Raw genomic sequence first — 13,377 nt, forward strand, 5'->3', positions numbered from 1 at the left:
GATGAGTGAAAAGAAAGTGATTGCGCCGTCGATCGGCCGCAAGGTCTGGTACGTGCCGCTCGCACGCGATGGCGAGATCAAAACGAACGACGAGGTTCAGCCGCTCGACGCCACGGTCATCTACGTGTGGTCCGACAGCATGGTCAACCTCGACGTGACGGACCATGTCGGGGCGCGCCACGTTCGCACGAGCGTCACGCTGATCCACCCCGGGGACGCCGAATTGCAATGGGGCGGCTTCGCGAAATGGATGCCCTACCAGGTCGGCCAAGCGAACAAGGAAGATGGCCGTCGAGTCGTGGGAATCGACCCCGTCGGAAAGCTCGAGACGACGGAATCGGCGCCGCGCGGCGGCGACGCGCAGACGCGCATCGGCCCGAGCGTTGCTCGCGAGGCCATCGAGGCGCTGTTCGAGCGCGTCGACTGGAAATTTGAACAGCCGTCCGGGAGCACGTCGACGTTCGCGCATGCGTTCCTCGACGGCTTCTATCTCGCGTCCGGTCATTCGGCGTGCGTGTCGCCGGAAAATTTCAACGCTTTCATGGGGCGCAATATCGCGCTGGAACAGGCGCGCCAGAAGGTCTATGACAAGCTGTGGGAACTGGAGGACTACCTGCTGCGCGCGCGCATCAACGGGCGCTTGGGCGACATCACGTACGCGCTTGGCGAGGTGACCGTCAGAATCGACCAAGATATGCGGTGCCACATCTGGACCCCGGGCGAAGTGACGATCGATGGCAATGTGAACTGCACCGGCTCTGTGGTCGCCGCGGCCGGTACGTTGGCGCCCGAAAAGCATTCGACTGGCGTCGCGGCGCGCCCGCAAGCGCATTCCGACATGGATATCGGCGGCGCGATCGCGGCGCTGAAGGATGGCGAGCGCGTCGCGCGGCGCGGCTGGAACGGAAAGGACATGTGGCTCGCGCTGTCGCCGGGCGTGAGTGCGGTCCCTGCCGACAAGTTCTGGGCTCGGCCGAACCGAGCCTACGCGGCGTCGACCGAATCGGGAGCGGCCGACGTGCTGCCCTCTGTGACGATGAAGACCGCGACGGGTGAGATCCTGATGGGCTGGCTCGCCTCGCAGACGGACTTGCTCGCGAACGACTGGTTCGTGCTGGAAGGGCAGTGATGTATCTGAGCCTCCACGAGCTGTTCGACGTCGTCCTGGGTTGCGTCGGGGTCGGCTTTGTCGCCGGCGCGGCCGCCGCCATCGCCTTCTTGGTGCGACGCGCCCGCCGCGTCCGCTGATCCTCTATGCGACGGCGCGCACCGCCCACGTGCCGTCGCCTCTCAGCCGGGCATGCCATTCCTCACCGTGGCAGCGCACCGTGAGTGACATCCCACCCGTGTACTCGTTTCGCACGACGTATCCGCCACTTGGATGCCACACGGGGCGTGTCTCGTATTCGATGTCAACCAAATCGACCGGGCCGTCGCACACCGCGCAGTGCGGCCACGCGTCGCGACCCGGGTGCCGGGGTATCGTGAGGTCGGTCGATCCGTTGCTCGTCATGGTTCCCTCTGTGGTGGGTTAGCGCTCTGGGCGCGAAACGCCGAGCATCGCTCCATACCCGAGTGCCGCGGCGCGCGCGTACGCCTCCTGGATGGCGGGATGCTGTTCCTTCAGATCGGCGTCGTGCCGCAGAGTCGGGTTGAAGCTCGTATATGCGCCGTCGGCACCGTGGCGGGCGACCAACGTCGGCGGCAACGCCGCCTGCTCGCACAGATACAGGTCGAATTCTTTGAACACGCCGAGCACAACGCTTCCCTTCATCGGGTGCGGATATCGCGGCGCACCGGGCCATGCCGTTCCGTAGCGCGATTGCTCGTTGGGGATCTCGCCGACACCCTTAGCCCCCGTGAGCACGATTCCCCATTCCGGCAGCATCTCGATGACGTGCTTGATCCACTCGTAGTGGGTGGCTTCGCTCGGGGTCATTCGTCACCTTTCTTTCCGCCATCGTGGACGGTAAATCGCGGCACGCCGAGCGTCGGCAGCGTCGCAGGTATGTCGGCGTCGTCGAGCGATTCCCGGATCATGTGCTCGAGCACGTTCGTGTTGTTCAACTGCCGGGCGACCTCGGTCGCGTCGCGCACGCGATCCTCGAGATAGCGCCACGTCGCCGGCGGCTTGCTCGGGTCGGCGGCCCATGACTCGGTGACCGCGCGCAGCGCCGTCTCGTCGACGCCGAGTGCCTGCGCCATCACCGCATATCCGGTGCGTTGATTGTCCATGTTTCGCTCGTGTTTATCGGTGGTTTGGACATCATAAACCGACACGAGCGCGTGCCCGTTTTATTCCTCGGCCGGTCGAATTGCGGTCGCGGCGCGGCGAATGCCGACGGATAGATCCCCATCCCCGAACGCGCGCAGGGTGGCGATCGACTGCTCGTCCAACGTGACCGACTTGCGGTGGAGCTTGCCTGCTGCGTCGATGGCTTTGCGGCCTTGCCCGCGGCCCGCGCCACCGCGCCCGGTTAGCTGGCGAGGCGCCCCCTTACTGGCGCTCACGGCTTGAATGCCGCGCGCGCTTCCTTGCGCGACATGTAGAGCTCGTTTTGCGAGGCGAGGACGCGAATCTTGCCGGACAAAATCACGCAATCGAATCCGTTTTCGTCGGGCTCGCGCGTTTCGATGAGTTCGACCTTGCACACGACCTGGTGGCATTGCATGTTGAGTCCGACCGTGTAGCGCGTGCTGTTTGTGCTTTCCATTTGCGTCTCCGTTGCGTTCTCGATGGTTGAATCATGCGCATCAATCAAAACACAGTCAACCGCTATTCGTGGTCGTCGTGACAGTAGCCTCGAAGCGAATTCATATGAGGCTTCGCATGACCGAAATGCTCCATGCGGTAAGGCCGCGCGCTGTGCTGCTGCTCAAAGCGGTATCGAAGAAGCAGGTCTACGTGCCTGCGTACACCCGCCACGACGGCACGGTGGTGGTGGGCCACTACGCCACGGTGAATGTCGCCATCGACCACAGCGACACGAAGGTCTTGGCGGGCCGAGGTTCGCACTCTCAACGCCAGGCGCACGCAAAACTCGCGCAGCACGACTGGTTCAACGCGATGGATCACGGGGACCGCGTGAATCTTCTGCTTCACCACGCCACGAAGATCCAAGACAAGGCATCGCGCGCGGCCGCCGTGTCAATGTGGCGAACCGCGGCGCTGGCTGGCCGCAACCCGACGCCGGCGCAGTGGCGCGCGTTCCATGCGCTCCCCAGCGATCGCAAGCTCGCGCTGCTCGACGAGGTGCGGCAGACCGGGCGCACTGATCATCTGAACTCGCCGCCCGTGGCAGCGGACGCCGAGCATCCGAATTCGCCGGCCACGCCGACGCCAGTTCCCTCGGCCGCACCTCCGCGCGTCGTCGCGGCGGAAACGTCCGGGCCGGAATCTCGCGCGCGCGAAACCGACACGCCGAGCGACGGCGATACGAAGACGGTCGACGGCGTGACGTACGTCCTGCAGGGCGGCCGCTGGCATCGTCAGACGCCCGAGAGCGAACAGGCCGAACAGCCGGCCTCCACGCCGCCCGAGCAGCCTGTTGCGCCAACGCCCTCGGCGGCCGACCGCGATCGGCACGCCGGGGCGATGCGCGCGGTCGTTGCGCCGACATTCCCCGAGACGAGCGCCTCGAATGCAGGGTGCACGCGCCGGGTCGCCGCACTGCGTGCCATGGCCGAGGCGGGAGATGTCGACGGGATCTCGAGTTTCTCGACGTCGCGCACGCGCGCGAACTACGCCCGCGTCGACGACTACCGGGCCGCGCTGCTGGCCGCGGCGCAGAACCTGACGCCTGCCGAGGCTCAGCGCGCCGTTGAAACACCGCCGCCGGCGCCCCCGCAGCTCTCCGGCGCGAACATGCAAAACACGGCGCTGCTCGCCGCTCAACGCAAAATCAACATGCTGCACGACGCCGCGCGCGCGGCCGACCCGGTTGCAGCGATTCAGGCGATCAACACGTCCCGCGGCAACCGGTACCTGGACGCGGCCGACAATTACAAGCGCGCGCTGCTTGCACACTTCGGCGTCGACATCGCTGGCGCGCCCGTGCCGGGCGTCAGTGCCGAAGGAGAAGCGTCGCGCGCGCCGCGAATCGTTGCGGCTCGCGAGGCACCAGCGCCGGCCGCGGCCCCGCCGCGCGAGCAGCCCGCGGAGACCGCTGTTCCCGAGGCGGAGAGCCCGCCCCCGTTGCCCGACTCACAGAACCCCGCGATCGCCGCGAACCCGCTCGGGTACTCCGAGGTCGTGCTCGGGTTCGTGCCGCGCCCCAACGTGCCGTTGAGCGTGCGCACGAACATGCCTGGTGTGCAGTTTCCCGATCCGCGCATGGCCGAGTTGAACCGCCGGTACCTCGCGCAGCCGACCTCGCTGCAGCAGCGCGCTCGCGAATATCAGGCGGGAAATTGGGCGCCGCGCACACCTGAGGTGATCGCGGCGGAGGCAGCAGCTGCGGCCGAGCGCCAGCGCGCCGAGCAAGAGGCTATCCGGCGCGCCGCGGCGGCGGTGGAGGCGCGCCTAGGATCCATCGAACAGATCTTCCGGCCGCGCGCGGCGGTCGGTGCAAACGTCCGCGTCCTCAACTCGCACATCTCCGACGTCGATGCGCAGCGCGTGCTCGGTGTTCCGAAGGAGCAGGCTGACGTCATGTTCAAGCAGATGGTCGTCGACTACGGCTTCGGCGTGACGTTCGCCATCACTGCGACCGCCTCGCCGGCGCAAATCGAGGTCCAGTATCACGGATCGGACGGAACATCGATCACGCGTCGATTCAAACGAGACACCGCCGGTGGCCCGCTGTCGGTGTACCACGCGTATTTCAAGGCCGGGAGCACGGGCGGCGGGTCAGGAAAACAGCTGTTCCGCAACTCGATGGGGGTCTACAAGGCGCTCGGCGTGGCCGAGGTATCTGTGTACGCCAATATCGACGTGGGGGGCTATGCCTGGGCGAAGTTCGGTTATCTGCCGAAGAATTGGGGAAACCTCCGCGCGACGCTGCGCAATCGCTTGTCATCGATCGCAAACGGGTCAATCTCGCGCGCGACGCAAGGGCGCCGGTCGGTGCAGTTGCCCGCACTGGATCCGTCGATCGTTGCAAAAATCAACACCGTGCTCGACAGCGACTCTCCGGAGACGCTCTGGGTTATCGCCGACATGAAGGTCGGCGAGCGCGCGGTCGGGAAGGAGCTTTTGCTCGGCACGGATTGGAACGGCGTGATGAAGCTGTCCCACGAGCGAACCATGCTAAGGTTCGCGAAGTACGTCAGTCCCGATAGGAGTCAAGCACAGTGAACGTCATTTTTGAGCACGACGAGGAGAATCCCGTGCCGGCCGACGCGGCCGACGGGATGCAAGACCTCATGGCCGAGCTCGACGAGCCGTCGTCGACGTCCTGGGACATCGCGGTCGAAAACCCGCCGCACGAGGGCTATGACGGACCTTTGCCGCACCCTAGCTTGCCGAAAGCGCCGGGGTGAACCTCACCCTATGCCGCCGAGAAGCCCGCCGCGCGCGGGCTTTTTTGCGTCCGAATTTTCCCTCGCTCGACGGTCGTCGTGATGCAAACATGCTGTCACTTTCCTGATCCAACCGTGGGGTATCGCATGAGCAAAGCAAAGCCGGTCCTGTTCCTGAAGGCGCACGTCGGCTCCTACACTCGCTCGGACGGCACCGTTGTGCAGGCGCACGAAACGAGCGCGCGCTCGGCGGTACCGCGCCACCGCTCGATCGTGGAAGCGGCAACGTATTCGGGAGGCCACCACGAGGAACACAGCGTGAGCCATTTGCCCAATCAGTCGAGCCGGGGGATTCGTGTGGGCGCCGGCGACAAGGCGCACGCGATGGAGCACGCGCGCGCGACGTTCTCGGCGGCCGGTCTCAAGCGCAAAGGTACGGACACTATCTCGGGGGCCGAACAGTACGAGTCGGCCTCGCACGCCGGCGAAATTTGGCACAACAACGGCACGGTGCATGTAGTGGTGCAGCGCAAGTCGAAAGCCGCGGCGCCGGCCGCTTCCGGTGGACTCCACCACACGGACCTGCGCGAAGGCGATGAAATCGAGGGGCCGGACGGCGAGAAACACGAGTATTCGCACACGCAGCGCGGCGTGGGCCGGATGGTCGTCCACACCGGCGCCGGGCACACCTTCCCGACCGAGCGCGACGGCACGCTGAAAGGCTTCAAGAAGACCGGGCACAACTTCGCCGACTGACGCGTCGTGACGCAAGCCTAGAGGCCTTCGCATACCCCTCCCGAGGCCCAGAAATGTCCGCACGCATTCAGATCGTCGTCGTCGATTCGAAAGGCAATTCGTTCGACCCCAACTCGCTCGCGCACGTCTACACGAACGACGACGACGGAAACCGCCTGACCGATACCTGCTTTGACGGCGCCGTCACCCGAGTCAAGACGTGCACCTACGATACGAGCGGCGCGAAGCTGACCGAGTCGGCCTGGGTCGTGCAGTGAGGTCGTGACACCACGATTGCCCGTGTTTATCGGGCTTTCGTGGGGTCGCAAAGGTGCAGTCTGTCGAGTGTGAGTTTCCTGAACTGTTCGAAGGGCAGGAACGCATCGCGAGTAGCCTCGCGCGTTTCAATCTCGTGCACGGCGGCGAGCAGTGCGGCAAGAGCACGACGGCGATCGACGTCCTGCTGCTCTCGCAATTTGGCGCGCTCAACGGGTATCACGTCGCCTTCTGCGTGCCCGACGAGGCCGCTGTAACGGTCGCCAAGCGGCGCGTCTTCTCCCTCATTCACCACCTCGTCGACGGGCGTCCCGATCGGCCCCGCGTCGAACTAATCACGGGTGGCTCGATTCGCTTCGTGCGGCTCGATGACGAGCACCTTGAGCTTTGGGACCACCTCGCGCTGATCGTCGTCGACGACGCGCAGCTCGTGCCGCGCATCGAGCCGCTCTGGTATGACGTGCTCGAACCTGCGCTCGGGCGCTCGCGCGGCTCGGCCTGGATCTTCGGAAAGCCCCGCGGCGCGCGCGACGGATTCGCGAGCCTCGCGCGGAACGCCGCCGGCGGCGTGCTATGGGCGGCATACCGCATGCCCACGGAAGAAAACCCGTATTTCGACCGCGCGCGCCTCGAAGCGGACCGCGAGAAATTCACAGCAGACCAGTTCGCGCAGGAACGCGAGGGCGTCTTCGTCGACGTGCCGGTGGCGCTCACCGCGTCACAGTCGATCATCAAGCCTGGCGAGACGTTCCGCGAGTGGTGCATCCGGCTCGGCGAAGAAGGCCTCCACGTCGACGAAAAGCCATTCACGCTCGACGATCGCCCGGCGATGCACTTCGTCTACGACCTGATCCCCTCGACCGCCGAAGAGGCGTTCCAGCGCATCGACGTGATCATGAAGTGCACGCAGGTCGGGTTCACGGTGTTCGAAATGATGGCGATGCTGTATCTCGCGCTTCGCTTCGCGCCGGCGAAGATCGGCAGCTTCATGCCGTCGAAGGATCTCGCCGCCGGCAAGTCGTCGAATCGGTTCATGGGCATCGTGCGCACGATGCCGGCCGTGCACTCGATGATGACCGAGACGGCCGCCGAGCACGGCAAGTCCGGCGAGGGCAACGTCCTTACGCGGAACCTCGGCAACTCCATCTTCTATTTCCTCTGGACGTCCGGCAAGACCACGACCGAGTCGAACCCGATGGACGTGGTTTCGTTCGACGAAGTGCAGGAAATGAAGATCGCGGCGATGGAGAAAACCCGCGAGCGTATGTCGGCGTCGGCGATCCGCTACACGCTGATGGGATCCACCGCGAATTGGCCGGACGAGGATATCCACTGGTGGTTCAAGAAGGGCACGCAGTACCAATTTCACACGGACTGCCCCTCATGCCACACAGGGCAGGTTCTCGACGATCACTTCCCCAAGTGCGTGGGCTTTGATCCCACGGCGCTGCGTTGGAACCCGCGCGAGGCCGAGGCGGGCATCGTGGGCGAGTACCGGTACCGCTGCCACGCGTGCGGCGGATGGATCGATGACCCGCAGATCGGCCGATGGATCGCGAAATTCCCAGAGGCTTCGATCCGCTCGCTCCACTTCCCACAGTTCCTGTCCCCGACGATCTCGCCGCGCGAAATGTACGAGGCGTATCGCGACGCCAAGGACATGAAGAACTTCTACAACCGGAAGCTCGGAAAGCCGTACGTCGATCCCACACAGGTTCCGGTCAACCTCGAGATGCTCGCCGCGTGCGCGGCGCTCGGGATGAAGCTCGGCGTCGTGTGGGAGGAGCGGGGCCGCGACACGTACATGGGCATCGACCAGATGGGGCAATTTAACGCGGTCTTGATCGCGAAGCGGCTGCCGACTGGTCACATGGCGATTATCCACGCTGAGGAAGTCTACGACGCAGACCCGTTCGCGCGCTGCTCGGTGCTGCTCGAGCGCTATGGCGTGCGCGTTTGCGTCGTCGAAACGCTGCCGAACTACAACGACGCGAAGCGCTTCGCCAACCGCCACCCGGGCATCGTGTTCCTCGCCGGCTACGGCAACATGGAAAGCGACATGCTGCGGTGGGGCGACGATCGGGCGAACCGCTCGGAGCGCCGCACGGACGACGAGGACCGCGACCAGTACACGGTCACGCTCGACCAATACAAGTCGATGCAGGTTGCCTTCGCGCGGATCTCGAAGCTGGTTTGCGTGTTTCCTGATCCGAAGGCCCTTATCCAGGAGCTGACCGACGACGGGGACAACGGCAAGGGCGAGCGATCGTTGCGCCCGATCCTCGAGGAGCGCGTGTTTAAGCACTTCACGCGCACGGCGCTGATCGCCGAGCGCGACGAGGAGGAAAAGAAATTCCGGCGCCGCGTGGTCAAGGTCGGTATCGACCCTCACTTCTCGTACGCGTTCATGCTGCTCAACGTCGCATGGGCTCGCGCGCACGGTACGGCGTCGTTTCTATTCCCTGACGAGGCGGAGGAGGTTGAAGTGCCCCAAGGAAGCATTGCGATCGCGCAGACGCGCGTTCTGGCGGATATCAAGCGGGAGACTGAGGAGGCGGGGGCAGAGAAGTGCGCCGGCTGCGCATCGTTCGACGAGGAGCGGGGGTGGTGCGAGGAGCGCGAGGTGCTGGTGAGGCCGAGCAGCCCCGCGTGCATCTTGTTTATGGATCGGTAGGGGTCATCGCCGACGGGCGGAAACTGGGCGCTTCCGCGGCTTTCTGGCATCTAGTTGCGCTTTGAGCTGTAAGTACTGATTCAGCTCCTTCGGTTCCGGGACGTCTTCCTTACGCCAGAACAGCACCTGTTGGCCTTTCCAATGCGTGCCCGTCGCCCAGAAGTCCGGGTCACCTGGCATCTTCTCCAAGACCTCCATCCTGAGTGGCTGGTCGCGGCGCCAAGGGACGCAGGCTCGCAACCGGGCTCCGGTTAGGCCGAACAAGATATCGCCTTCGCGGACAGGTTGCCCATCGAGGTATGCGAGCACGCTACCCATGTTGTGTCTCGTCGATCGTCATGTTGCCTGTTCTCTCATCGTCTGGGTCTTCAGCAAGAAAAGCTCCCAACGAGCAATGTCCATGCGGCGTGTCCCGCGCTCGTATTCGGACCAGCGCACCGCGCTACTCAGATGCACGAGGCTCGCGGCCTTCGACTGGCTGATACGCGCCGCGCGGCGGACCGCGCGCACTTCGTCACTCGTTGGGGTCTTCAGGGTCATGTGTCGCTGCGGTGATGGACTATTGGTGCGTCATGGCATGATCCCGGTCCAGTCGATGCTGCCTGGCTCGGGGCACTCCCACGACATGGCAAGGCGATTGCGCATTTGCGCAAGTGTCGTCGTCCGTACCAGTTTCCCATCACGAAAGATCGGCTTAAGCGAGCCGGTATCGAACACGGTAGGGTCTTGCCGGTCGTACAGCACGTAATCGTCGTCAACGCGGCGCACGCACACCAATCCCTTCGCGGACTTCTTCGTGCCGTCGTCGGTTGCCGGATCCTTGTAAATCTCTATCGACTCGCCGCCGACCTCGGCATAGATCGCCTTCAGCGCGAAGCCGAATGTATCGCGTGACACCATGTTGTACGTGTACGAGCCGATGCCGAAAACGACGTTGTTCGACGCGAAGCCCTTGTCTGCCAGACGGCGCAGGATGCGCACGCCACGCTCGAGTGTGATCGAATCGCCGTAGATCAGGCCTACGTGACTGTCGAGTACCTTGAAGCCCTTGTCTGTTCCCGTGCCGCCGTAGATATCCCAGAGGCATTCGACCGCGCCCTTGCGCTCGGCAGCCGTGATCCGACGACCCATGCCTGCGCGTCCGCACGTGACATATTTTCCTTCTTCGTCGACAACCGGTTGCCCATCGTCGTCGCACATAAGCTCGTCATTTCGGTAACCCGTCAGAATCTTCACCGGGTCGCCCGAGTCGGGCCTGAACACCACCTTGCACTGGCCGAGCGCATTTGGCCGGCGCGCGAGAATCTCGTCTTTGAGCTCGCGCGCGACGACCGTGATCGTGTTCCAGAAATCGAACGAATCGGCGACGATCGAAATCATGCCTTCGGGATAGTCCTCGGTCACAAGCTCGCGGATCACTTCCTGCTCGGCGACGCACCGCATTTGCTTCTCGGTGAAAATCTCGTTTCCGCGCTTGCGCTTGAGAGCCGCGAGCACGCGCAGAATCCGAAGCGTCATCACGCTGTGCTCGGTCGCCGGGATCGAACCCCCGATCAGTTCCTTATCTGCGTCGGCGCCGTAGAAGTCCTCGGCATAGTCGATAGCGGGGATCGTGTCGGTGCCGGTGAATGAGAGCAAGTGACCGAGGCCGCAACGCATCGCATCGTGCACGCCGCTCATGCCGCGCATCGAGAAATCGTGGCCTTGCCAGCTAACGAAGTCCTCGGGAGCACCCGTGAGCCGCGCGAAGTACGTGAGCAGCTTGCGGAATTCAAAGGCAATCGTCGCGACCGTCGACGGCTTCCAGTTCTCGCAGCTGAATAGCGTCTCGAAGTACGTTGCGAGCCACGAATGCTCGCCTCGGGCAATAAAGATGATCGGCGGCACCTTGATATTCACGCGAGAGCCTTCGGGGAGTGCCCGGATCTCGAGCGGCAAATATCCGAGGTCGTGCAAGGCCTCGAGCTTCGCCGTCGACACTGCATCCGGTCCGAGTGCGGTGTCCATGCGGCGCTTGAACTTGCGCACGGCCTTGGCCTTGGGAACGTCGAAGAATCGCTTCCCGAACAGGTCAATGACGAATTCCTGAATCCAGCCCTGCTGGCCGAGCCACACGACCTTTCCGTCGAACAGCTGCGGCAGGACCGGCGCGTACTTAGCCGAGCGCGGCGTGAAGTTCGCGACGAGCATGTCTAATCCGGCCGGGTACATGCCCGGGTGCCCGGTCTTGTAGAAGTCGGCGAGGTTGAACGGCACGAGGCCGTTTTGCTTCTCGAGTACGTCGTGATCGATGGGTGCGTTCATTGTTGTGTCTCTGGTTTGAGTTAGACCACGGTGCAGCGATCGTCGCTGATCCAGTTGTTACGCGTGAAAACCTGCGCATATCCCTCGAGCAGCACGTCGAGTCCCTTGCTGAAAATGCCGTGTGTGACGTAGAGGAAAAGCTGGTGGCGCGTGCCCTGCGTGTCCTGCTTAGCTTTGATGGCGCTCGCCAATTCGATAAAAGTCCGTCCACCGTCGCAGATGTCGTCGACGACAAGCAAGGGCAATTCGGGAAGGTCGCCGAGGACCTCGGTGCCCGTGATCTGACCGGTTCGTGTGTCGCGCACCTTGTCCGCAAATACGACTTCCAGATCGAAGGCCGAGGCGAGCTTCAGGACGCGTTTGCGTGCCCCCGCATCGGGTGCCACTAGCGCGACCTTCGTGCCGATTCGGTCGATCACCGCCGAGAGAGGCAGAACCGGGTCGGCGATCTGGACACGCTCGAGCAGCGCGGGCACGACGTCGCTGTGCGGATCCTCAATGAGCACGCGGCTGTATTTCTGGGCGTTGATCAGGTCACAAAACACCTTGGCGCTCAGCGACTCTCCCCGGTTGGCCACGCGATCCTGGCGTGCATAGGGGACATAGGGCATGTCAAGGATGATGCCGGCCGCCGGATAGGCGCGGCGCAGCGCGTCAGTGATCATGATCAGCGCCATGACGTCGGCCGAGCTTTTCAGTCCTGCGCTGATCAGCAGCCCGCGGGGCGCGACGGCGTCTGCCTGAACGGTTGCGTGGATCTCGCCACCGGGGAACGTGAGGGTCTTTACGTCGAGCTTCCTATAGCCTGTTTCGGTAACTACGGATACATCGATCATTGTTCAGTCCTGTTGTCAGAAGAGTTCGCCTTGAGCGGCGTTCGGGATTGCTGGTTTGATTGCTGCGGGGAGGCCTGCACGGCGTCGCGCGATCCCCTGTACTGCCTCGCGTATCGATAGGGCTTCGCCATCCTTCAACACGCGGCGATGGCCTTCTTCTGTGCCCTTGGGGTGCTCGGGGCAGTAGTCGTACGTGTCCCACGTTCCGGTCCGGCCCATCTTTATGTGGATGACCCCGCGACGTTCGGCGTGCTTCGTGCACAGGGGCATGTCACACGTGTGCACAAAATCCCGGCTCGGGATGCGCTCGACCTTTCCCGTCTTGATGCCGATCGCCTCGGACCGATAGCCCCTCCCCAGCACGTGGTCGCATAGCTGCGTGGCGGGGAGCGCGCAATAGAAGCAAGTCTGTTGCTGCCGTGGCATCAAAGCGCCTCGCGCCGGACCCAATTCGCCGGATCAATGAGGCGCCCAGCTTGCAAATCAAACATCGGATCGAAAGGTCGCATGCACGACAGGCAAACGACCGGGTCGGACAGCTCTACTCGCGTGCCGTCGAGTCGCTCGAAGTCAGGGGCAAATATCCGCTCGCCCGACAGGGGAACGGCTACCCTGAAAAATGCGGGCTTCCCGCACACAGGATCGATGAAGGCGAACGGATGCGTTTCGACGCTCATGCCGGATCCTGGAAGAGCTTCACGGGCTTCGCATATTCGTCGAAGTGATGCTTAACGATCCGAAGCTTTCCGTCCGCCGACGCGCGCGAGCGAAGCGCGAAGCCGATGCATGCGATGGTGTTCTGCGCTCGCTCGAGTGTTTTCCTCAGGCGTTCCTGCGCGTCGGTCGGTGCAAACAGGCGGGGCGTACCCACCTCGATAAACACCTTCCCAGCGTCCCAATCGAATCCCTCGTGGATCGAAACGACGTTTTTGGCCGGCGTGCCGCCGACCGATGCAAATCCTGGGTCAAACGGGACGACCAGCCGTGTTTCGCGGCGCGCGCGCGCGCGCGCGGCGATCGCAGCCAGGCGCTCGGACGCCTCCGCGACGCTCATTGGTGCTTGTTCGGGGCGTGACATTAGAAAAGGGCTCC

Annotated in this window: 14 protein-coding genes; 6 read left to right on the top strand and 8 right to left on the bottom strand. The window is 63.8% G+C overall.

The annotated features are described in order from the left end of the window. Positions 1-52 precede the first annotated feature (52 nt). A complete protein-coding gene (locus D7S86_RS30025; RefSeq protein WP_205962901.1) occupies positions 53-1,129 on the top strand; it encodes a Gp49 family protein in 1,077 nt (358 codons plus the stop codon). Between the two features lie 402 nt (positions 1,130-1,531). On the opposite strand, the gene D7S86_RS27410 is transcribed toward D7S86_RS30025, so the two are convergent. The 3 genes from D7S86_RS27410 to D7S86_RS27425 all read right to left on the bottom strand — a co-directional run bounded on the left by D7S86_RS27410 (position 1,532) and on the right by D7S86_RS27425 (position 2,714). After that, positions 1,532-1,939, bottom strand: a complete 408-nt coding sequence (locus tag D7S86_RS27410) for a hypothetical protein (RefSeq protein WP_121091298.1) — start codon at positions 1,937-1,939, stop codon at positions 1,532-1,534. After that, positions 1,936-2,235 carry a hypothetical protein gene (locus tag D7S86_RS27415; RefSeq protein ID WP_121091299.1) on the bottom strand — a complete coding sequence of 100 codons (300 nt, stop codon included), beginning with the start codon at positions 2,233-2,235 and terminating at the stop codon, positions 1,936-1,938. Before D7S86_RS27415 ends, D7S86_RS27410 begins: the two co-directional genes overlap by 4 nt. A gap of 272 nt (positions 2,236-2,507) precedes the next feature. Further along, positions 2,508-2,714, bottom strand: a complete 207-nt coding sequence (locus tag D7S86_RS27425) for a hypothetical protein (RefSeq protein WP_121091301.1) — start codon at positions 2,712-2,714, stop codon at positions 2,508-2,510. Positions 2,715-2,830: 116 nt separating this feature from the next. On the opposite strand from D7S86_RS27425, the gene D7S86_RS27430 reads away from it, so the two are divergent. The 5 genes from D7S86_RS27430 to D7S86_RS27450 all read left to right on the top strand — a co-directional run bounded on the left by D7S86_RS27430 (position 2,831) and on the right by D7S86_RS27450 (position 9,145). Continuing rightward, positions 2,831-5,296, top strand: coding sequence for a hypothetical protein (locus tag D7S86_RS27430; protein ID WP_121091302.1), 2,466 nt, complete (start codon positions 2,831-2,833; stop codon positions 5,294-5,296). Beyond that, positions 5,293-5,481 carry a hypothetical protein gene (locus D7S86_RS27435; protein WP_121091303.1) on the top strand — a complete coding sequence of 63 codons (189 nt, stop codon included), beginning with the start codon at positions 5,293-5,295 and terminating at the stop codon, positions 5,479-5,481. The genes D7S86_RS27430 and D7S86_RS27435 overlap by 4 nt, the downstream gene beginning before the upstream one ends. 126 nt (positions 5,482-5,607) lie before the next feature. Next, positions 5,608-6,216, top strand: coding sequence for a hypothetical protein (locus tag D7S86_RS27440; RefSeq protein ID WP_121091304.1), 609 nt, complete (start codon positions 5,608-5,610; stop codon positions 6,214-6,216). 53 nt (positions 6,217-6,269) lie between these two features. Then, positions 6,270-6,473 (top strand): hypothetical protein, encoded by a 204-nt coding sequence (locus D7S86_RS27445; RefSeq protein ID WP_121091305.1) that lies wholly within the window; start codon positions 6,270-6,272, stop codon positions 6,471-6,473. 134 nt (positions 6,474-6,607) lie between these two features. After that, entirely contained in the window at positions 6,608-9,145 is a 2,538-nt protein-coding gene (locus tag D7S86_RS27450; RefSeq protein WP_147432511.1) for a phage terminase large subunit family protein, read from the top strand. Between the two features lie 336 nt (positions 9,146-9,481). On the opposite strand, the gene D7S86_RS27460 is transcribed toward D7S86_RS27450, so the two are convergent. The 5 genes from D7S86_RS27460 to D7S86_RS27485 form a co-directional block, all read right to left on the bottom strand. Next, positions 9,482-9,685 carry an XRE family transcriptional regulator gene (locus tag D7S86_RS27460; protein ID WP_121091308.1) on the bottom strand — a complete coding sequence of 68 codons (204 nt, stop codon included), beginning with the start codon at positions 9,683-9,685 and terminating at the stop codon, positions 9,482-9,484. 30 nt (positions 9,686-9,715) lie between these two features. Continuing rightward, the gene (locus tag D7S86_RS27465; protein WP_121091309.1) at positions 9,716-11,449 is read right to left on the bottom strand and encodes a nicotinate phosphoribosyltransferase; all 1,734 of its coding nucleotides are present in this window, start codon (positions 11,447-11,449) and stop codon (positions 9,716-9,718) included. A 20-nt stretch (positions 11,450-11,469) separates the two neighbouring features. Then, positions 11,470-12,285 (bottom strand): ribose-phosphate diphosphokinase, encoded by an 816-nt coding sequence (prs, locus tag D7S86_RS27470; RefSeq protein WP_121091310.1) that lies wholly within the window; start codon positions 12,283-12,285, stop codon positions 11,470-11,472. Between the two features lie 425 nt (positions 12,286-12,710). Further along, positions 12,711-12,962, bottom strand: a complete 252-nt coding sequence (locus tag D7S86_RS27480) for a hypothetical protein (RefSeq protein ID WP_121091312.1) — start codon at positions 12,960-12,962, stop codon at positions 12,711-12,713. Next, positions 12,959-13,339, bottom strand: coding sequence for a hypothetical protein (locus D7S86_RS27485; protein WP_121091313.1), 381 nt, complete (start codon positions 13,337-13,339; stop codon positions 12,959-12,961). Before D7S86_RS27485 ends, D7S86_RS27480 begins: the two co-directional genes overlap by 4 nt. Positions 13,340-13,377: the final 38 nt, after the last annotated feature.

This window comes from Pararobbsia silviterrae, from assembly GCF_003628125.1.
Taxonomy (GTDB): Bacteria; Pseudomonadota; Gammaproteobacteria; order Burkholderiales; family Burkholderiaceae; genus Pararobbsia; species Pararobbsia silviterrae.